General features: G+C 61.1%; 17 protein-coding genes and 1 pseudogene. 11 read left to right on the forward strand and 7 right to left on the reverse strand.

Annotated elements, in window-relative coordinates:
- Positions 1-248 precede the first annotated feature (248 nt).
- The gene (gene yaaA / locus QF045_RS07845; protein WP_306491711.1) at positions 249-1,028 is read right to left on the reverse strand and encodes a peroxide stress protein YaaA; all 780 of its coding nucleotides are present in this window, start codon (positions 1,026-1,028) and stop codon (positions 249-251) included.
- A 132-nt stretch (positions 1,029-1,160) separates the two neighbouring features.
- Here yaaA and QF045_RS07850 point away from each other — a divergent pair, with 132 nt between their 5' ends.
- The 5 genes from QF045_RS07850 to moaE all read left to right on the forward strand — a co-directional run bounded on the left by QF045_RS07850 (position 1,161) and on the right by moaE (position 5,322).
- Positions 1,161-2,285: a polysaccharide deacetylase family protein gene (locus QF045_RS07850; protein ID WP_306491712.1), complete on the forward strand. Its 1,125-nt coding sequence runs from the start codon at positions 1,161-1,163 to the stop codon at positions 2,283-2,285.
- Positions 2,286-2,624: 339 nt separating this feature from the next.
- Positions 2,625-4,019, forward strand: coding sequence for a PhoH family protein (locus tag QF045_RS07855; RefSeq protein ID WP_032877681.1), 1,395 nt, complete (start codon positions 2,625-2,627; stop codon positions 4,017-4,019).
- Between the two features lie 138 nt (positions 4,020-4,157).
- Positions 4,158-4,631 (forward strand): cyclic pyranopterin monophosphate synthase MoaC, encoded by a 474-nt coding sequence (gene moaC / locus QF045_RS07860; protein ID WP_306491713.1) that lies wholly within the window; start codon positions 4,158-4,160, stop codon positions 4,629-4,631.
- Complete coding sequence (moaD, locus tag QF045_RS07865; protein WP_038448994.1) at positions 4,628-4,870, forward strand: molybdopterin converting factor subunit 1; 243 nt, start codon at positions 4,628-4,630, stop codon at positions 4,868-4,870. The genes moaC and moaD overlap by 4 nt, the downstream gene beginning before the upstream one ends.
- A gap of 2 nt (positions 4,871-4,872) precedes the next feature.
- Positions 4,873-5,322 carry a molybdopterin synthase catalytic subunit MoaE gene (gene moaE / locus QF045_RS07870; RefSeq protein ID WP_306491714.1) on the forward strand — a complete coding sequence of 150 codons (450 nt, stop codon included), beginning with the start codon at positions 4,873-4,875 and terminating at the stop codon, positions 5,320-5,322.
- Positions 5,323-5,430: 108 nt separating this feature from the next.
- Here the strand turns inward: moaE and rhlB are convergent, their stop codons facing one another.
- Positions 5,431-6,897, reverse strand: a complete 1,467-nt coding sequence (gene rhlB / locus QF045_RS07875) for an ATP-dependent RNA helicase RhlB (protein ID WP_306491715.1) — start codon at positions 6,895-6,897, stop codon at positions 5,431-5,433.
- Between the two features lie 95 nt (positions 6,898-6,992).
- Positions 6,993-7,649, reverse strand: coding sequence for an alpha/beta hydrolase (locus tag QF045_RS07880; protein ID WP_306491716.1), 657 nt, complete (start codon positions 7,647-7,649; stop codon positions 6,993-6,995).
- A 345-nt stretch (positions 7,650-7,994) separates the two neighbouring features.
- Here QF045_RS07880 and QF045_RS07885 point away from each other — a divergent pair, with 345 nt between their 5' ends.
- The 4 genes and pseudogenes from QF045_RS07885 to QF045_RS07900 all read left to right on the forward strand — a co-directional run bounded on the left by QF045_RS07885 (position 7,995) and on the right by QF045_RS07900 (position 12,165).
- Positions 7,995-9,026, forward strand: coding sequence for an amino acid ABC transporter substrate-binding protein (locus QF045_RS07885; RefSeq protein WP_053254520.1), 1,032 nt, complete (start codon positions 7,995-7,997; stop codon positions 9,024-9,026).
- A 72-nt stretch (positions 9,027-9,098) separates the two neighbouring features.
- A complete protein-coding gene (locus QF045_RS07890; RefSeq protein WP_306491717.1) occupies positions 9,099-10,280 on the forward strand; it encodes an amino acid ABC transporter permease in 1,182 nt (393 codons plus the stop codon).
- Between the two features lie 10 nt (positions 10,281-10,290).
- A complete protein-coding gene (locus QF045_RS07895; protein ID WP_306491718.1) occupies positions 10,291-11,388 on the forward strand; it encodes an amino acid ABC transporter permease in 1,098 nt (365 codons plus the stop codon).
- Positions 11,389-11,399: 11 nt separating this feature from the next.
- Positions 11,400-12,165 (forward strand): annotated as a pseudogene (locus QF045_RS07900) (amino acid ABC transporter ATP-binding protein).
- Positions 12,166-12,225: 60 nt separating this feature from the next.
- Here the strand turns inward: QF045_RS07900 and QF045_RS07905 are convergent.
- Together QF045_RS07905 and QF045_RS07910 are read right to left on the reverse strand one after the other, a co-directional pair.
- Complete coding sequence (locus QF045_RS07905; protein ID WP_306491719.1) at positions 12,226-12,714, reverse strand: type II toxin-antitoxin system MqsA family antitoxin; 489 nt, start codon at positions 12,712-12,714, stop codon at positions 12,226-12,228.
- Positions 12,711-13,022, reverse strand: coding sequence for a type II toxin-antitoxin system MqsR family toxin (locus QF045_RS07910; protein ID WP_306491720.1), 312 nt, complete (start codon positions 13,020-13,022; stop codon positions 12,711-12,713). The genes QF045_RS07905 and QF045_RS07910 overlap by 4 nt, the downstream gene beginning before the upstream one ends.
- A gap of 159 nt (positions 13,023-13,181) precedes the next feature.
- On the opposite strand from QF045_RS07910, the gene QF045_RS07915 reads away from it, so the two are divergent.
- Both QF045_RS07915 and QF045_RS07920 read left to right on the forward strand, forming a co-directional pair.
- Positions 13,182-13,841 (forward strand): FadR/GntR family transcriptional regulator, encoded by a 660-nt coding sequence (locus QF045_RS07915; RefSeq protein WP_306491721.1) that lies wholly within the window; start codon positions 13,182-13,184, stop codon positions 13,839-13,841.
- On the forward strand, positions 13,831-15,096 hold the full coding sequence (locus QF045_RS07920) for a CynX/NimT family MFS transporter (protein WP_306491722.1): 1,266 nt from the start codon (positions 13,831-13,833) through the stop codon (positions 15,094-15,096). The genes QF045_RS07915 and QF045_RS07920 overlap by 11 nt, the downstream gene beginning before the upstream one ends.
- Here QF045_RS07920 and QF045_RS07925 read toward each other — a convergent pair.
- Entirely contained in the window at positions 15,093-16,232 is a 1,140-nt protein-coding gene (locus QF045_RS07925; protein ID WP_306491723.1) for a DUF1120 domain-containing protein, read from the reverse strand. The genes QF045_RS07920 and QF045_RS07925 overlap by 4 nt on opposite strands.
- An 11-nt stretch (positions 16,233-16,243) precedes the next feature.
- On the reverse strand, positions 16,244-18,670 hold the full coding sequence (locus QF045_RS07930) for a fimbria/pilus outer membrane usher protein (RefSeq protein ID WP_306491724.1): 2,427 nt from the start codon (positions 18,668-18,670) through the stop codon (positions 16,244-16,246).
- Positions 18,671-18,683 lie beyond the last annotated feature (13 nt).

Raw genomic sequence — 18,683 nt, forward strand, 5'->3', positions numbered from 1 at the left:
CTACTGATAAAAAAATGTGGTGCCACTACGAAAAAAACCGACGAGTGTCGAGTGAATAAATTGTTAGGGTTGTGTCTGAATGTTTTTTTGACGTCAAATAAATGACGATTTCAGCATTTGAATGCAAAACAAAATGTGGGAGGGGGTTTGCCCCCGATAGCGGTGTATCAGTCCCTGGAGAGGTGACTGTTGCATCGCCATCGGGAGCAAGCCCCCTCCCACAGTTGATACTCAGTGTTTTTACGGCCTTATTCCGGTGCGTGATCGCGCAGAAACACCAGTTTATCCGGCTTGGACTGCTCCGCATTGAAGCGATAACCCTGTACGTCGAACTGCTGGAGCTTGGCCGGGTCGTTGATCCGTTCCTCAATCACGAACCGGCTCATCATGCCCCGGGCTTTTTTCGCATAGAAGCTGATGATCTTGTACTGGCCGTTCTTGAGGTCCTTGAACTCGGTGTTGATGATCCGCGCGTTCAGGGCCGGGCGCTTGACCGCCGAAAAATACTCGTTGGACGCCAGGTTGAGCAGCACGTCGTCGCCTTGTTCGGCCAGGGCTTCGTTGAGCCACTCGCTGATGCGCGTGCCCCAGAAGGCGTAAAGGTCCTTGCCACGAGCGTTGGCCAGCTTGGTGCCCATTTCCAGGCGGTACGGCATCATCAGGTCCAGTGGGCGCAGCAGGCCGTACAGGCCCGAAAGCATGCGCAGGTGGTCCTGGGCGTAGCTGAAGTCGGCATCGCTGAAGGTTTCGGCGTTGAGGCCGGTGTATACGTCGCCCTTGAACGCCAGCAGCGCTTGTTTGGCATTGGCCGGCGTGAAAGCGGGCGTCCAGCTGCCGAACCGTGCGGCATTGAGGCCGCCGATCTTGTCGGAGACGTGCATCAGCTCGCTGATCTGCGCCGGGCTCAGCTCGCGCAGTTGCTCGATCAGCGCCTGGGAGTGGTCGAGGTACTGCGGCTGGGTGAAGCGCGGGGTTACCGCCTTTGACTCGAAATCGAGGGTCTTGGCGGGGGAAATCACCATCAGCATGAAGTTGGCTCCTGGAATCGTGGCGTGTAGCGTGGGCGCGATTCTAGGGGTTGGGGCGGTTTGACTCCACCTATGATGGTGATAGGCGCGATCCGCTATGATGGCCGGCAACTCTGGAGAGGGAGACCCCACGTGCGATTAGCGCTTTTTGTGACGGCGTGTCTGTTGTGCCTGAGCGCGCAGGCCGCGCCGGTTGATGTTGCCAGCCTCGACCGCAGCACCTGGCCGGAAAAACTCGCCAGCCCGGCGCTGTTCGATGTGGCCTCGCGCGCGGAAATCCTCATGTTTGCCCATGGCTTGATCGCCAGTGAGGGCCAGAACGAAACCGCGCTCAAGCAACGCCTGGGGCTGAAAAATATCAACCTGGCGGCCATCGACGACCTGCGCCGCCAGCTCTGGCAGCGGTTGCTGGAGAACTACAGTTTGGCCCAGCAAAGCTGCGAGGAAGACGCCTCGTTCTGCTATCTGGTGGAAAACATGGATGACCTGCGCGAGCAGGCCGGCAAATTCGAAGTCAGTGACAATTCGTTCTATATAGGCTGGGCGGCCCCCAGCCGGCAGTTCCATGAACGCTATCTGGACGAGTTGCTGCGCAAGGCCGCGCTGTTGCCGCAGATCAGCAGCGAAGTGGCGCGCTTGGGTGACCACGAACGCAACGGTGATGAGCTTAATGACCGGATGTTCCTGCTGACCTTCGACGGCGGCCCGGCCCCGGTCAACGGCAATACCGACTGGCTCGCCGATTACCTGCGCAAGCAAAAGATCGACGCCACGTTCTTCGCCCTCGGCAGCAGCCTGCAGACTCGCGTGGAACGAAGCTCGGCTGCCGATGTGCAGGCGCTGTACCAAGGGCAGTGTGTGGGCATCCAGGGTTGGCAATATCGCTCCCACAGCCACTGGGTCGACTGGCAGGACTCGATCACCCGCAGCGCGTCACTGGTGCAAAACCTGATGCCGGAAAACTACGTGCCGCTGTTTCGGCCGCCTTACGGGCAACGACGCGCGGACAGCCAGGGATTCTTTCAGGCTCAAGGCCTGCAGGTGGCGTTATGGGACATCGATTCCCAGGACGATCCGGGCAAACTCAAGGCCGAGGAATCGGCGCAACGGGTGCTGACGCTGATGCTGTTGTGGCGCAAAGGCGTGATTGTGTTTCACGACACCCAGGACAAGGCGCGGGTGGCATTGCCGGTGTTGTTGCAGGCGACGGCGCAGAGTGGCCTGGGTTGGCAGGACTGCCGCGAGGCATTTCGCTGAAAAGCCCGGCCCTGCTGGGTGAGGCGGATTTTCGGGGCGATTTGCTGCGACATTTCGATGCAGGCGGACTTCCGACTTTAGCGGGGTAGCTGGCACTCGGCTAGTGCTATTCGTCATCCTGAAAAATAAACTTCAAAAAAACGTCAAAGTGCTTTTTCCTGTCATGGGTTTTGCGGTATTACGAAGTCAGATTGCCGAAACCTGCAGCACAGGTGGCGTCTTCCAAGACTCCTCCTGTGGGCACCGCACTTGACGTCACTCAGGTGCAATCGGTGGTCGAATCGAGGCGCAGCACCGCCCAGGTATTGCGTCGACTGGCTCCCACAAAGGTGACCGAGTATGGATGATCATGGACGCACCCCTTCTTCCGACCAGCCAATCCTTTATGTGCTTGATACCAACGTACTGATCCACGATCCAAACGCACTGCTTAACTTTGAAGAACACCACGTCGCCATTCCCATGATCGTGCTGGAGGAACTCGACAAGCTCAAAAGCGGCCACCACAGCGTTGCCGCCGAATGCCGCCAGGCCATCCGCCTGATCGACAAGACCCTGGGTGAAGCCTCGCCCGAGGACGTAGAAGTTGGCGTGCCGATCCAGCGCGGCAAGAGCGGACCCAAGGGTTTGCTGTCCATCCTGATGAGCAAGCGCAGCGAGCCCAACAGCCTGCTGCCGGAAAACCTCAACGACAACAAGATCATCAACCAATTGATCGACCTGCATGCGCGCGACAAGGACCTGCGCGTGGTGCTGGTGACCAAAGACATCAATATGCGCCTCAAGGCCCGCGCGTGTGGGATCGCCGCCGAGGACTACAGCACTGACCAACTGGTTGACGACGTCTCGATGTTGTCGCGTGGTTACCACATGATGACCGGCTCGTTCTGGGACCGCGTCAGCAAGGTCGAAACCCGCCAGGACCATGGCCGCACCTGGCACCAGGTGCAATTGATCGACAACCTGCCGGCCGTGCACATCAATGAATTCATCGTCGACGAGCAAGGCTTCGTGGGCTGGATCAAAGAGATCCAGGTCGACAAGCTGCTGATCCTCGACCTGCATCAGGAACCCCTGTTGCACCAGGAAGCCTGGGGCCTGAAACCGCGTGATATCTACCAGAGTCTGGCGCTGTACGCGCTGCTCGACCCGGACATCCACCTGGTCAACCTGACCGGTGCCGCCGGCTCCGGCAAGACCATCCTCGCCCTGGCTGCCGCTATCGAGCAGACCATGGTGACCAAGCGCTATCGCCGCATCATCGCCACCCGCAGCGTGCAGGGCCTGGACCAGGAAATCGGCTTCCTGCCCGGCACCGAAGCGGAAAAAATGGAGCCGTGGCTGGGGGCGATCACCGACAACCTCGAAGCCTTGCACATGGATGACGAAAACACCCACGGCAGCGTCGACTACATCCTCAGCAAAGTGCCGTTGCAGTTCAAATCCCTCAACTACATCCGAGGTCGCAGCTTCCAGCAAAGCCTGATTCTGATCGATGAATGCCAGAACCTCACCCCGCACCAGATGAAAACCATCATCACCCGTGCCGGCGCCGGTTCCAAAGTGGTGTGCCTGGGCAACCTGGCGCAGATCGACACCCCATACCTGTCCGCGACCAGCTCCGGGCTGACCTACCTGACGGAACGCTTCAAAGACTTCCCGAACGGCGTGCACATTGCGCTGCAAGGGGTACCCCGTTCGATTCTGGCCGAGTACGCAGAATCTCATTTGTAAAACGCGGTCAATGTGGGAGGGGGCTTGCCCCCGATGGCGGTGGTGCATTCAACCTCTGTGTTGACTGGCCTGCCGCCATCGGGAGCAAGCCCCCTCCCACATGGTTTACAATCGCTGCTCCTGATCAGGAGTATCGCTGTGCTGACTCATCTCGATTCCCAAGGTCGCGCCCATATGGTCGACGTCACCGACAAAGCCGTGACGTTCCGTGAAGCGGTGGCCGAAGCGCGGGTGCGCATGTTGCCGGACACACTGAAAATGATTGTCGACGGCGCCCATCCCAAGGGTGACGTGTTCGCCGTGGCCCGCATTGCCGGGATCCAGGCGGCAAAGAAAACCAGTGACCTGATCCCCCTGTGCCACCCGCTGATGCTCACTGGCGTCAAGGTCGAGCTGCGCGCCGAGGGTGACGATGCGGTGTACATCCTGGCGCGCTGCAAACTCTCCGGCCAGACCGGCGTGGAAATGGAAGCCCTGACCGCCGCCAGCGTGGCGGCATTGACCATCTATGACATGTGCAAGGCGGTGGATCGCGGCATGACCATCGAAAGTATTCGCCTGCTGGAAAAGCTTGGCGGTAAGAGCGGGCATTTCAAGGCGGATCAGCAATGAGTATCAACGTACTGTTTTTTGCACGATATGCCGAAGCGGTGGGCTTTGATTCGTTGGAGATGGAAGGTGAGTTTGCCACCGTTGATGCTGTGCGCCTGGCACTGGCCGCTGACCCTGAGTTCGCGGTACTCAACGAGGCGAGTTTGATGTGCGCGCGCAACGAAGAGCTGTGCAATCTCGACGAGCCGGTCCAGGCCGGTGACGAAGTCGCGTTTTTCCCGCCCGTAACCGGAGGCTGAACATGGCCATTCGCGTGCAGGTCGAAGCCTTTGATCCCGGTGCTGAAGTTAACGCGATGCACGCGGCCAATGTGGGCGTGGGCGCGGTGGTGAGTTTTGTCGGGTATGTGCGGGACTTCAACGATGGTCGCGATGTGTCGGGGATGTTTCTTGAACACTACCCCGGCATGACCGAAAAAGCCCTGGCCAAGATTGCTGTCGAGGCCGAGCAGCGCTGGCCGCTGCTCAAGCTGGAAGTGCTGCACCGCATCGGCGCGTTGGAGCCGGGCGAACCGATCGTGTTTGTCGCAGCCGCCAGCGCACATCGCCAGGCGGCGTTCGATGCGTGTGCGTTTGTGATGGATTACCTGAAGACCCGGGCGCCGTTCTGGAAGAAGGAAAACACCAGTGAGGGGCCGCGCTGGGTGGAGGGTAGGGACAGCGACCACGCAGCAGCGGATCGCTGGAAGTAAATGTGGGAGGGGGCTTGCCCCCGATGGCTGCGGCACATTCAACATCTCTGTTGACTGACCCACTGCCATCGGGGCAAGCCCCCTCCCACATTTTGATCGGGTTTCGGCTTATGGACGTTTGCGTTCAACAGCCCGCAGCAGATGCGTCGGCGGCGTCTCGCAGCTGATCTTGCGCCCCAGCAACGTCTCGATCGACGGCAGTTGATACGAATCATCCTCCCCGGCAAAGCTGATCGACACACCCGCAGCTCCGGCGCGACCGGTACGGCCGATACGGTGCACGTAGTCGTCCGGCACTTCCGGCAGGGTAAAGTTGATCACGTGGCTGATACCATCAATGTGGATCCCGCGCCCCGCCACGTCGGTGGCCACCAGCACGCGGATCTTGCCTTCGCGAAAGCCTTCCAGGGTCTTGATGCGCTTGTGCTGCGGCACGTCGCCGGACAGTTGCGCGGCGTTGACGCCGTCACGCACCAGGCGCTCTTCGATGCGGCGCACTTCGTCCTTGCGGTTGGCAAATACCATCACCCGCTCCCAACCGTTGTCGTTGATCAGGTTATAGAGCAGTTTGTACTTGTCGGCACCGGCGACGGCGTAGATGTGCTGCTCGACGTTTTCGCTGGCGACGTTGAGTGCTTCGATCTCGACGATGGACGGGTCGGTGGTCCACTGCTTGGCGAGGTTCATCACGTCTTCGGTGAAGGTCGCGGAGAACAGCAGGGTCTGGCGCTCGCTTTTCGGTGGGGTCTGGCGAATGATCTGGCGCACTTGCGGGATGAAACCCATGTCGAGCATGCGGTCGGCTTCGTCCAGCACCATCACTTCGACCATGTCCAGGTGCACGTCGCCGCGCTGGTTGAAGTCGAGCAGGCGACCTGGGGTGGCGACCAGGATGTCGCAGTGGCGGGCTTCGAGGTGCTTGAGCTGCTTGTCGAAGTCCATGCCGCCGACGAAGGTCATCACGTTGAGGCCGGTGTACTTGGTCAGGTCAGCGGCGTCCTTGGCAATCTGCACCACCAACTCCCGGGTCGGGGCGATGATCAGTGCGCGCGGCTCACCCATGTAGCGCTCTTTGGGCGGCGGCGTCTGCAGCAGCTGGGTGATGATCGAGATCAGGAACGCGGCGGTCTTGCCGGTGCCGGTCTGGGCGCGGCCGATGGCGTCTTTGCCCGCCAGGGTGAAGCCCAGCACCTGCGCCTGGATCGGCGTGCAGTACGGGAAACCCAGGTCCTGGATGGCGTGCATCAGTTCCGGAGCCAGTTTGAAGTCGTGGAAGCGGGTCTTGCCTTCCTGGGGCTCGACGACGAAGTCTTCGAGTTTCCACGGCGTCACGGGCGGCTTGGGCGCGCGTTCGCGACGTGGTTTGGCAGCGGGTGCGGCGACAGTCTCCGCGGGCTTTGCCGGTTCAGGCGGCGTCACCGGGGGGGCTTTCGGTGAGGCGGCAGGTGCGGTCCGGTCGGGCCGAATACCGTCATTGCGGTTGCCGGGCTTGGGAGCGGGAGCACTGTGAACAGGCGCGAGCGGCTCAGCCTCGCTTTTGCCGAACATCTTCTTGAGTGCTTTGAGCACGGTCATCTCATTAATTGATTAAGGAATGTACGCCGGCCAGTGTAATGCAAGAATCGGGCGCGGCGTAGTGCGTCTGTCATACAACTACATATAGGCGCGGTTCAGCGCAGGCGCTCGGCCAGCCACGTGCCGATATCGCGTATCTCTTCGGGTAACACTTCGTGGCCCATTGGGTATTCTTGCCATGTCACGGTGACACTACGGTGCTTCAAATGCTCGTAGGCGCTGCGGCCCATGGCGTTTTGCACCACGTCATCGTACTGGCCGTGCAGGCACAGGGTGGGGATGCGTTGCTGGCTGGCGGATAATTCCAGCTGATCGTCGAAGGTCGGCGCATAAGTGGAGAGGGCGATCACGCCGCCCAAAGGCCCCTGCCAAGTCTTGAATGCGGTGTGGAAAACCACCGCGCCGCCCTGGGAAAAACCCGCAAGGAAAACGCGCGAAGCGTCTATCCCGGTTCTCTTCTGCACTTCTATCAAATCCGTGACCATTTTGGCCGACGCTTCCAGCTCCTCCAGGCTGATCGAACGGGCCGGGCTCATGGCCTTGATGTCGTACCAACTCGGCATCTCGTAGCCACCGTTGATCGTCACCGGACGGCTGGGCGCCTGGGGCAATACGAAGCGCGTGGACAGCAAGGTTTCCTGCAGCGCTTCGGCCACTGGCAGGAAATCGTAGCGATCAGCGCCCAGGCCGTGCAGCCAGATGACACAGGCGTCGGCGGGCTTGGCGGGCTCAAGAATCAGGGGTTCGGTCATGTCTGCTCCATAAATGTGCGGGCGCTCCGATTGAGGGCGTCGGAACGGTGCGCGACGGATTGATCTGTTAAGAGAATGTCGCAAGATTGAATCTTTTTCGATTGACCATGGGCTGAAACGACGCGGCCAGCACTCTGGTACGGGGCTTGCTATGTGTAGCTCGATGTCAGGACTATCCGATGACGGTAACACTATCAGTGACTGCCGCTTGTGGGATAGCCACTGGAATTACCGCGACAGCCTCATGCCGCTTGACCCTATAAAAAGCCAACACGGGTCGATATCGCCTCATAAGGGTGCGCTGAGGTTGGAGCTTCGACACAACAAGAGCAACTGGAGGTTTGAATGAAGGTATTGAAATCCACCCTGGCCATCGTGACCGCAGCCGCTGTACTGGGTGTCAGTGGTTTTGCCCAGGCTGGCGCCACCCTGGACGCCGTGCAGAAGAAAGGCTTTGTGCAATGTGGCGTGAGTGACGGTTTGCCGGGCTTCTCGGTGCCGGATGCCAGCGGCAAGATCCTCGGGATCGACGCTGACGTGTGCCGCGCCGTCGCCGCCGCTGTTTTCGGTGACGCCACCAAGGTCAAATTCAGCCAGTTGAATGCCAAGGAGCGTTTCACCGCGCTTCAGTCCGGCGAAGTCGACATCCTGTCGCGCAACACCACCATGACCAGCTCCCGCGATGCGGGCATGGGCCTGAAATTCCCGGGCTTCATCACCTACTATGACGGCATCGGCTTTCTGGTAAACAACAAGCTGGGCGTGAAAAGCGCCAAGGAACTGGACGGTGCAACCATCTGCATCCAGGCCGGTACCACCACTGAGCTGAACGTTTCGGACTACTTCCGCGGCAACAACCTCAAGTACACCCCGATCACCTTCGACACCTCCGACGAAAGCGCCAAGTCGCTGGAATCCGGTCGTTGCGACGTGCTGACCTCCGACAAGTCCCAGCTGTTCGCTCAGCGCAGCAAGCTGGCCTCGCCGAAGGACTACGTGGTACTGCCGGAAACCATTTCCAAGGAGCCGCTGGGCCCGGTCGTGCGTAACGGTGACGACGAGTGGCTGGCCATCGTGCGCTGGGTAGGCTACGCCATGCTCAACGCTGAAGAAGCCGGTATCACGTCGAAAAACGTCGAAGCTGAAGCCAAGTCCACCAAGAACCCGGACGTTGCACGTCTGCTCGGTGCCGACGGCGAATACGGCAAGGATCTCAAGGTCAAGAAAGACTGGGTGGTACAGATCGTCAAGCAGGTGGGTAACTACGGCGAAGTGTTCGAGCGCAACCTGGGCAAGAGCACCCCGCTGGAAATCGACCGTGGCCTGAATGCGCTGTGGAACAACGGCGGCATTCAATACGCACCCCCTGTGCGCTGATCGCTGATGGTTCTGTCACCCGGTGGGCCAACCGCCGGGTGATGTTCTGTTCCATTCTTTGCGGGGCACTTCATGCAAACTCAAATCGGCGCACCAAAGCAGAAGCTCAGCTTCAGCGATCCCAAAGTGCGTGCGTGGCTCTTCCAGATCATCACCATAGTGGCGGTGGTCTCGCTGGGCTGGTACCTCTTCAACAATACCCAGACCAACCTGCAACACCGGGGCATCACCTCGGGTTTCGACTTTCTTGAGCGCAGTGCCGGCTTCGGCATAGCGCAGCATTTGATCGATTACACCGAATCGGACAGCTATGCCCGCGTCTTTGTGATCGGCCTGCTCAACACCTTGCTGGTGACTGTGATCGGTGTGGTGCTGGCGACCCTGCTCGGTTTCATCATCGGCGTGGCACGCCTGTCGCCCAACTGGATGATCAACAAGCTGGCGACCGTGTACGTGGAAGTGTTCCGCAACATTCCGCCGCTGCTGCAGATCCTGTTCTGGTACTTCGCGGTGTTCCTGACCATGCCGGGGCCGCGCAACAGCCATAACTTCGGTGACACCTTCTTTGTCAGCAGCCGGGGCCTGAACATGCCGGCCGCGCTGGCCGCCGACGGGTTCTGGCCGTTCGTGGGCAGCGTCGTGGTGGCGATTGTCGCCATTGTGCTGATGACCCGCTGGGCCAATAAGCGCTTTGAAGCCACTGGCGTGCCGTTCCACAAGTTCTGGGCGGGCCTGGCACTGCTGATCGTGATCCCGGCGCTGTGCGCGCTGATCTTTGGCGCGCCGCTGCACTGGGAGATGCCGAAGCTTTCAGGGTTCAACTTTGTCGGTGGCTGGGTACTGATCCCGGAACTGCTGGCGCTGACCCTGGCACTTACCGTCTACACCGCAGCGTTTATCGCCGAGATCGTGCGTTCGGGCATCAAGTCCGTCAGCCACGGCCAGACCGAAGCCGCACGTTCCCTGGGCCTGCGCCCCGGGCCGACGTTGCGCAAGGTCATCATCCCGCAAGCGTTGCGCGTGATCATCCCGCCGCTGACCAGCCAATACCTGAACCTGGCGAAGAACTCGTCTCTGGCCGCCGGTATCGGTTACCCGGAAATGGTTTCGCTGTTTGCCGGCACGGTGCTCAACCAGACCGGCCAGGCCATCGAAGTCATTGCCATCACCATGAGCGTGTACCTGGCGATCAGCATCAGCATTTCGCTGCTGATGAACTGGTACAACAAGCGCATTGCGCTGATCGAGCGGTGAGGAAACCTGCATGAGTTCGCATACGTTCAAACCTGATATGCCGCCACCGAGCAAAGTCTTCGGGCCGATGGCATGGATGCGCGCCAACCTGTTTTCAAGTTGGCTCAACACCCTGCTGACCTTGTTGGCGTTCTACCTGATTTACCTGGTGGTACCACCGATCCTGAGCTGGGCGATCATCGACGCCAACTGGGTCGGCACCACCCGCGCCGACTGCACCAAGGAAGGCGCTTGCTGGGTGTTTATCCAACAGCGCTTCGGGCAGTTCATGTACGGCTACTACCCTGGCGACCTGCGCTGGCGCGTGGACCTTACCGTGTGGCTGGCCATTGTTGGCGTGGCGCCGTTGTTCATCTCGCGTTTCCCGCGCAAGGCGGTCTACGGCCTGAGCTTCCTGGTGCTGTACCCGATCATCGCGTTCTTCCTGCTGCACGGCGGCGCGTTCGGGCTGACCAACGTGGCGACCAGCCAATGGGGCGGCCTGATGCTGACCCTGGTGATCGCCACCGTCGGCATTGCTGGCGCGTTGCCGCTGGGGATCATGCTGGCGTTGGGGCGGCGCTCGAACATGCCGGCGATTCGCGTGGTCTGCGTGACCTTCATCGAATTCTGGCGTGGCGTACCGTTGATCACCGTGCTGTTCATGTCCTCGGTGATGCTGCCGTTGTTCCTGCCCGAAGGCATGGGCATCGACAAGCTGCTGCGGGCGTTGATCGGCGTGATCCTGTTCCAGTCGGCTTATGTGGCCGAAGTGGTGCGCGGTGGTTTGCAGGCGATTCCCAAGGGCCAATACGAAGCGGCCGCCGCGATGGGCCTCGGCTATTGGCGTTCGATGGGCCTGGTGATTCTGCCGCAAGCGCTGAAGATGGTGATCCCCGGCATCGTTAACACCTTTATCGCGTTGTTCAAGGACACCAGCCTGGTGATCATCATCGGCCTGTTCGACCTGCTCAACAGCGTCAAGCAAGCCGCCGCCGACCCGAAATGGTTGGGCATGGCCACCGAAGGCTACGTGTTCGCGGCCCTGGTGTTCTGGATTTTCTGTTTTGGTATGTCGCGCTATTCCATTCATTTGGAACACAAGCTCGACACAGGCCACAAGCGTTAGGAGTTGTTGTTATGAGCGAAGCGATCAAACAGCCTGTGAGCCCTGAAGGCATTATCCAGATGCAGGGCGTCAACAAGTGGTACGGCCAGTTCCACGTATTGAAAGACATCAACCTGAACGTCAAGCAGGGCGAGCGCATTGTGTTGTGCGGCCCTTCAGGTTCGGGCAAGTCCACCACACATCCGCTGCCTCAACCGTTTGGAAGAGCACCAGCAAGGTCGCATCGTGGTCGACGGCGTGGAGCTGACCAACGACCTCAAGCAGATCGAGGCGATCCGCCGTGAAGTCGGCATGGTGTTCCAGCACTTCAACCTGTTCCCGCACCTGACCATCCTGCAGAACTGCACGCTGGCACCGATGTGGGTACGCAAGATGCCCAAGCGCAAGGCCGAAGAAATTGCCATGCATTATCTTGAACGCGTGCGTATTCCGGAGCAGGCCCACAAGTTTCCGGGGCAGCTGTCCGGTGGCCAGCAACAGCGCGTGGCAATCGCCCGTGCGCTGTGCATGAAGCCGAAAATCATGCTGTTCGACGAGCCGACTTCGGCACTCGACCCGGAAATGGTGAAAGAGGTTCTCGACACCATGATCGGCCTGGCCGAAGACGGCATGACCATGTTGTGCGTGACCCACGAGATGGGCTTTGCCCGCACCGTGGCCAACCGCGTGATCTTCATGGACAAGGGCGAAATCGTGGAGCAGGCGGCGCCGAATGACTTCTTTGACAACCCGCAGAATGAGCGGACCAAGTTGTTCTTGAGCCAGATTCTGCATTGATGGATGGATGATGCTTGAACAATAAACCCGGCCTTGGTGCCGGGTTTATTGTTTGCAGGATCAGGAGGCTTTGAGGGCTTCCTGCGTTTCGTTGTTGAGGGTGTGGGTGAAGGCGTTGCGCAGGTCTGCGCCCTCGGCCAGATCCTTGGCGTCGGCGAGCAAGTGCGGGTGATGGTCCAGCAGGCGCATCAGCACCATCAGCGGTTTGGGCGGCGTTATTTCGCCGCGTTCGTAGCGGGAAAAAGCGTTGTGCCCGCCGCCGGACAGCCATTGCACGGTTTCTTTCTGCGTGAGCTGCAGCTTGCGGCGAATACGCTTGAGTTCGGCGCCCATCATTCGCCGCGCGACGTGGAGCAGGTCATCACCTGCCTTGGCATGGCGTTCGCTGCTGTCGGGGTCGTACATGCCGTCCTCGCACACCTGGCATTCCCAGCCCGAAAGATCGTCAATGCGCCGCTCCATGCCTTTTATGCACAGGGTTTCGCTGCGACCTTCAAAGCGTGTCATGGCGTCCGGGGCACCACAGATACAGCATTGTTGGGTTTTCATGGGTTCATCCCTTTGAAGGAGATCACCGGAGGGTTGCTGCCGGAGCAGTAAGTAACCTTGATGTAAATCTCCAGACCATGTGAATGGATGTGGTAGACGTCTTGCCAGACCCGATGATCGGCGTAGGTGGTCATCGACTTGTCCAACATCCGGTTTTTCAGTTCGTAAACGATCGCCTGCATCTCGCTGATGTCGAGGTCGAGAGCCTTTCCCGTTTCCTTGGCCGCACGGGTGAATGCTCGTGCTCCCAGCCGCCTGACATCCGCCTTGATCACCGCCAGATCGTAATGAGGTGTGTACTTTTCCATAAGACACCTGAGTTCAATAATTACCCTCTCAGGGTAATTTTACCAATCGAAAATACTGCTCGTTTTCCTGCTTAGGAACCCTAGTGCGTTGCCTTTGTAGGCCGCTCCGAATAGGCTGTAGGAAAATTCATCCTATGATTGGACGAAAGCTTAAAATCCATGACAGACATCGCCCCACTGATCAAACGCTCCCTGGTTGACCAGGCCCTTGAGCAACTGCGCCTGCGCATTGCTCAGGGCGTGTGGGCCATCGGTGAGCGGCTGCCCACCGAGCCTGAGTTGTCCGCCGAGCTGGGGATCAGCCGTAATACCGTGCGCGAGGCGATGCGGGTGTTGGCGTTTTCCGGGCTGATCGATATTCGCCAGGGCGACGGCAGTTACTTGCGTTCCATGACCGATCCGCTGGGGACGATGCGGGCGTTGTCCCATTGCACCCTGGAGCAGGCGCAGGAGACTCGCGCGATTCTGGAAGTGGAGGCCATCGGCCTCGCGGCGCTGCGGCGTACCGATGATGATCTGCACCGGCTGCGCGAAGCGCTCACTGCCAGCGCCGAGCTGTTTCAAGGTGACCTTGAGGCCTATATCAGCGCCGACCTGCTGTTCCACCAACAGCTGGTGGATGCGGCGCACAACCCGGCCTTGAGCGAGTTGTACCAGTACTTTTCCGCCATTGTCGGCGCACAGTTGCGCCAGACCCTGAACACCTCGCCACGACGCCAGGCGGTCTTCGACCTGCACGGCGCCCTGCTCGATGCGGTGGAACAACAAGACCCGCAACGCGCCAAATCCCTCTGCCGGCAGTTGATCAATGAACCCTGAAACCAAACCTGTGCCCGACCTGGAAGAACTGTTGATTGACGCCGAAGCGGACGACGAGACCGTGCAACAGGCGCATCCGACCGTCACGCGTCCCTGGCTGTTACTGCTGGGCCTGGTGCTGGTGGCGCTGAACCTGCGACCGGCGTTATCGAGCCTGTCGCCGTTGCTGGCCGAGGTCTCAAGCAGCCTGGGATTATCGGCGGCCAAGGCTGGACTGCTGACGACATTGCCGGTGCTGTGCCTGGGGCTGTTCGCGCCCACTGCGCCGATCCTGGCACGACGCTTTGGTGCCGAGCGTGTGGTATTCGGCATCCTGCTGACCCTGGCTGCCGGGATCATCCTGCGCAGTTCGTTCGGCGAAGTGGGGTTGTTTGCCGGCAGCCTGATTGCCGGTGCCAGTATTGGCATTATCGGCGTGTTGCTGCCCGGCATCGTCAAGCGTGATTTCGCCCGGCAGGCCGGCGCCATGACCGGCGTCTACACCATGGCACTGTGCTTGGGTGCCGCACTGGCGGCCGGTGCCACTGTGCCGTTGACCCGTTACTTCGGCGACAGCTGGACTATCGGCTTGGGTTTCTGGATCTTGCCGGCCCTGATGGCCGCGTTGTTCTGGCTGCCGCAGGTCGGGCAAAAACACGGCGCCCACCGAGTCGCCTACCGGGTGAAGGGCCTGCTGCGTGATCCGCTGGCCTGGCAAGTGACCCTGTACATGGGCCTGCAATCCTCCCTGGCCTACATCGTGTTCGGCTGGTTGCCGTCGATCCTCATCGGTCGCGGCCTCAGCGCCACCGAGGCCGGGCTGGCGTTGTCCGGCTCGATCATCGTGCAGTTGCTCAGTTCGCTGGCCGCGCCGTGGCTGGCCACACGGGGCAAGGATCAGCGGCTGGCGATCGTGGTGGTGATGCTGCTCACACTGGGCGGTCTGTTTGGTTGCCTGTATGCGCCGCTCGATGGCCTGTGGGGCTGGGCGATTGTGCTCGGCCTGGGCCAGGGCGGCACCTTCAGCCTGGCGCTGACCCTGATCGTGCTGCGCTCCCGGGACTCCCATGTCGCCGCCAATCTGTCGAGCATGGCCCAGGGCATCGGTTACACCCTGGCGTCGATGGGCCCATTTGCGGTCGGCCTGGTGCACGACTGGACCGGCGGCTGGACGGCGATCGGCTGGATCTTCGCCGTGATCGGCCTCGGCGCGATTATCGCCGGTCTCGGCGCCGGCCGTGCACGCTACGTAAACGTCACCAGCGAGAAAGTCTAAAGGTAGACAATTTCAACAGTGCCGGACCCATTGATGCGTACGACGTCACGCAGGTCCAGGGTTTGCATCGGCGCCAGGTAGGCCTTGATGCGTATCGTGCCGGTCAGGGCCTGCATGGCGACCGGCCCGGTGGTCACGCCGATCTGGTCGGTAAAGGCCAGCAGGCTGTTGGCGGCCATGGGGATTTGCCGCGCGGTGGCGCTGCTCCACGCCACGCCATTACTGGTGGAATCGGTGCGGTACAGCGTGGGAAGGCTATCGGCGCTGAATTCCGCCGGATCGATGGTCAGATAAAAGCGCCCGATTTTGTTGCGGCTGGCATCCAGGTCCAGGCCGTAGGCGGTTTCATCGGTGCCGCCGGTGGCCGAGCCGTCGCGGTTGTCTTTCATGCGCAGGGCGAAGCGAATCGGCGCGTCGCAGGTCACGCTCAGGCGCAGGGTGCGGGTGGGCAACGGGGTTTCAGTGGTTGCGTTGAGGTCCTTGGCGTACAAGGTGGCGTAGTCCACCACGCCGTGGTCGGATAACGTCGGCAGGCAGGCGATTGGCGCGAAGTGTGCGCGCAGTGTCAGTTCCCGATAACGCCCGCTGTGGGCACTGTAAAAGGTTCCCGTGACTTCCCAGGTGCTGGCGTCGCTCACTCGTGTTGCGGCGGCGTCGGCCCAGGCGCGCAGGGTCAATTGCAACGACAGGGTTTTACCGGTAAGCACCGCGCCCTGTTCGATCGGCGCGATACCCTGGCCGGCGCGCCACTCCAGCGCGCTGCCGGTGGACACGGGCGCCTGGCCCGCTGCCGGCAGCACACCCAGTTCCACCGCGCGGCCGTCCAATACGGCGTTACCCGCCTCGATGGCATAGCTGCCGTGCTCGGTGAATAGCAGGCGGTGTGTGCGGTCGGCCGGTGCGCGGTAGAACAGGCTGAGGTCTTCGACCTGCGGACAATTGATAGTCAGGCTCAATCGCCGCTCGCCAAGCAGGCGTTGCGCCGCGCTGTCGTGTTGCGCGAGACGGTTCATCAGGCCGAAATCCACCTGCGGTTCGCTGATGTTCAGTTGACACTCGTCCAAGGCTTGAGCGGTGCCGGCGACCCCTAGCAGTAAGCACAGGCTCAATTGACGCAAACAGCTGACAAGGGACATCGCGATATTCCTCATGGGAGGTTGCACCGGGCAGGCGCGGTTTCGAAATACACCGAGGGGTCGGCTGCTTGCGCCAGTTCGTAGCGCAGCTCGCAGCGACCGCCTTGCGGCGTGGTTATCCACAGCGTGGGTTGATCCAGTACGTTGGGCAGAAACACCTGGCTGCCTTCCTGGACCAACGTCACGAACTCACCGCTACCGCTGCTGACGGACGCGCCGGCAGGCAACGCTGCGCCCTGGTCGGTACTGACGGTAAGCAGCACGCGGCGAGTCAGGCCAACGCCAAACTTGACCCGGTCCACCGCACCGCGCCCGGCCGAGATCATCGCCAGGCCGTTGTTGATATCGGCATTGCGCGGCAGCGAGCGGGTCTGGACTTCCACCGCGCTGCGACCATAAGCGGCCACGTGCGGCACCACGGCTTGGCCTTGCCAATCGGTCCAGACCGGGCCACTGGGGGTGCTGAGCTTGATACCGCTGATCTCGCCGACAGACACCAAGGCGAAGGTGTCGCGCACCGGGTAGGGGGAAAACGTCACGCCGTCGCCGTGCAGCACCACGGCGCCGCGAGCGCCACCTTGGTAGCTCGAACGCTCGGCATCGGAACGGCTGTAACTCAGATCGAGCTGGCTGTAGCGCGGTAGCGCCGAGACGCCCAGGGTCGTTTCCACCTGATGGTCGCGGCTGTCGTGTTCGGCGCTGATGCGGTAGCTGAGCTGGTCGTCAATCTGTTCGCTCAGCCCCAGGCCGGTGCGGTTTTCGCCGCCGGAATTGCGTACCCAACCGCGCAACTGGCGACTCTCGCCCAGCGGTATACCGAGGGTGAGGTAGACCGCATTGTCCTGCTGCTGGCTGCCAGCTAGTTGCCACTCGGCGCTGGCTGACAAGGACATTGCGCCGATGCTCGTGCCCCAGGAGGCCAACGCGCGGCTGCTGCTGTTCCCGGCAAAACTGGCTGAGCGCGAAACCCCAGCGCTGAACGCCCCCAGCAGTGGATGTGACCACCCCAGGTTGAGGCTTTGCTGATCGCGATAGCGTGCGCTGCGATGGCGGTCATCAGCCTCATAGCTGCTTTCTTCGAGTTCGCGATAACCGATGCTGCGCCAGGAATTGGCGGCGCTGATCGACCACTGCTCGCCCAGGCGCTGTGACCAGGAAAGATCGGTTTGTACGCCGGACACTGTTTCCAGCGCCTGGGTATTGGAGACTTGCGTGGCCAGTTGAACCTGACTGTCCAACCCCGGCATCCAGCCGAGGCTGGCGCCCACCGAGCGGTATTCGCTGGCCGCCAGTATGCCGCTGCCCAGTGTCAATTGCGGATGCAGGGAGCCGGTCCAACCGGCGCTGACCACCCAGGGATCATCGCCCTTGGCGTCGCCGACAGTGCGCACCCGGCCTGCCGCCAATGAGTAACCCGGCGCAGGCAAGCCCAAGCCGAGCATGGCGGCCGGTACGGTGAAGCGCCGTTCGCCGCCGACACTTTCCTTGACCGTGACTTCGACGTCCGAGCGTGTATTCAAGCGCCGCACATCGTTCAAGGCAAAGGGGCCGGCAGGCACCACGGTGGAGTGAATCAATGCGCCGTTCTGGCGTACTTCAACCTGTGCCGGGCTGTTGGCGATGCCTTGGATCAGCGCACCCTGGCCCTGTTCCTGGAGAGCATGCTCGGTGAGCACCTGCACGCCAGTGATCCGAGCGCCGGACAGCACCGGGTTGTAGAGATTGATCTGCCCGGCCTGCAGCACTGCCTGGTGGCTGGCAAACGTGCGTTGGGCATAGGCTTCCAGGTGCGTGCTGCGTGAAAGGCCGTCTTGCCAGGTCTGCACTTGGCGGCTGCGTACGATCCAATCGCCGGCATTGAAGCCTGCTTCCGTGTTGGCCGAGCCAAACCGGCTGGCGTCATCGCCAAAGCGGTTGTAAAAACCGCTGAGTTCGTAATTGAGCAATCCGCCGAACCCGCCGGTTTCGTATCCCGAGATATCCTGCAGCACGGGGCGCAGGGCTTCGGTGGGCACCACCAGCGATACCGTCAATGTCGCCGGGTCTGGCTCCACCAGGCTCTGCGGATACCGCGCGATAAAATCGTGACAGCCCGGCCTGTCACTGGGCATCACCAGATTGGCGGCGTCCAGCAGGGCGCGGTCGAAGCACAGATTGCCCTGCTGATCAACGTTCACCTCCTGTCGGCCACCTCGCTGGCCGTTGACGCGCAGGTTGACGGTGTGCCGTCCGGCGGCGAAACGCGGGGCGGCCAGCAGCAGGCTGGCCAACTGCGGGTCAATACCGCGCTGGTGCAGAGTCTGGGCGTCGAAGCTGGATGTACCGACACCCTCGGCCCAGGCCTCGGCCGGCACGAGTGCAAACAGCAGCGCCAAGGTGGGGATGGCCGGGATCGCGGGCACGGCTGCGCCGTCACGGTAACTCAATACTGTTTTCACGAAAGGTACTCAA

It is taken from the genome of Pseudomonas sp. W4I3 (assembly GCF_030816195.1).
GTDB lineage: Bacteria > Pseudomonadota > Gammaproteobacteria > Pseudomonadales > Pseudomonadaceae > Aquipseudomonas.

Coding starts and splice junctions, on each gene's coding strand:
- QF045_RS07890 (WP_306491717.1), top strand. CDS start 9,099: ATGCAAACTCAAATCGGCGCACCAAAGCAGAAGCTCAGCTTCAGCGAT.
- QF045_RS07915 (WP_306491721.1), top strand. CDS start 13,182: ATGACAGACATCGCCCCACTGATCAAACGCTCCCTGGTTGACCAGGCC.
- QF045_RS07855 (WP_032877681.1), top strand. CDS start 2,625: ATGGATGATCATGGACGCACCCCTTCTTCCGACCAGCCAATCCTTTAT.
- QF045_RS07920 (WP_306491722.1), top strand. CDS start 13,831: ATGAACCCTGAAACCAAACCTGTGCCCGACCTGGAAGAACTGTTGATT.
- QF045_RS07925 (WP_306491723.1), bottom strand. CDS start 16,232: ATGTCCCTTGTCAGCTGTTTGCGTCAATTGAGCCTGTGCTTACTGCTA.
- rhlB (WP_306491715.1), bottom strand. CDS start 6,897: ATGACCGTGCTCAAAGCACTCAAGAAGATGTTCGGCAAAAGCGAGGCT.
- moaE (WP_306491714.1), top strand. CDS start 4,873: ATGGCCATTCGCGTGCAGGTCGAAGCCTTTGATCCCGGTGCTGAAGTT.
- moaD (WP_038448994.1), top strand. CDS start 4,628: ATGAGTATCAACGTACTGTTTTTTGCACGATATGCCGAAGCGGTGGGC.
- QF045_RS07910 (WP_306491720.1), bottom strand. CDS start 13,022: ATGGAAAAGTACACACCTCATTACGATCTGGCGGTGATCAAGGCGGAT.
- QF045_RS07880 (WP_306491716.1), bottom strand. CDS start 7,649: ATGACCGAACCCCTGATTCTTGAGCCCGCCAAGCCCGCCGACGCCTGT.
- QF045_RS07905 (WP_306491719.1), bottom strand. CDS start 12,714: ATGAAAACCCAACAATGCTGTATCTGTGGTGCCCCGGACGCCATGACA.
- QF045_RS07895 (WP_306491718.1), top strand. CDS start 10,291: ATGAGTTCGCATACGTTCAAACCTGATATGCCGCCACCGAGCAAAGTC.
- yaaA (WP_306491711.1), bottom strand. CDS start 1,028: ATGCTGATGGTGATTTCCCCCGCCAAGACCCTCGATTTCGAGTCAAAG.
- QF045_RS07885 (WP_053254520.1), top strand. CDS start 7,995: ATGAAGGTATTGAAATCCACCCTGGCCATCGTGACCGCAGCCGCTGTA.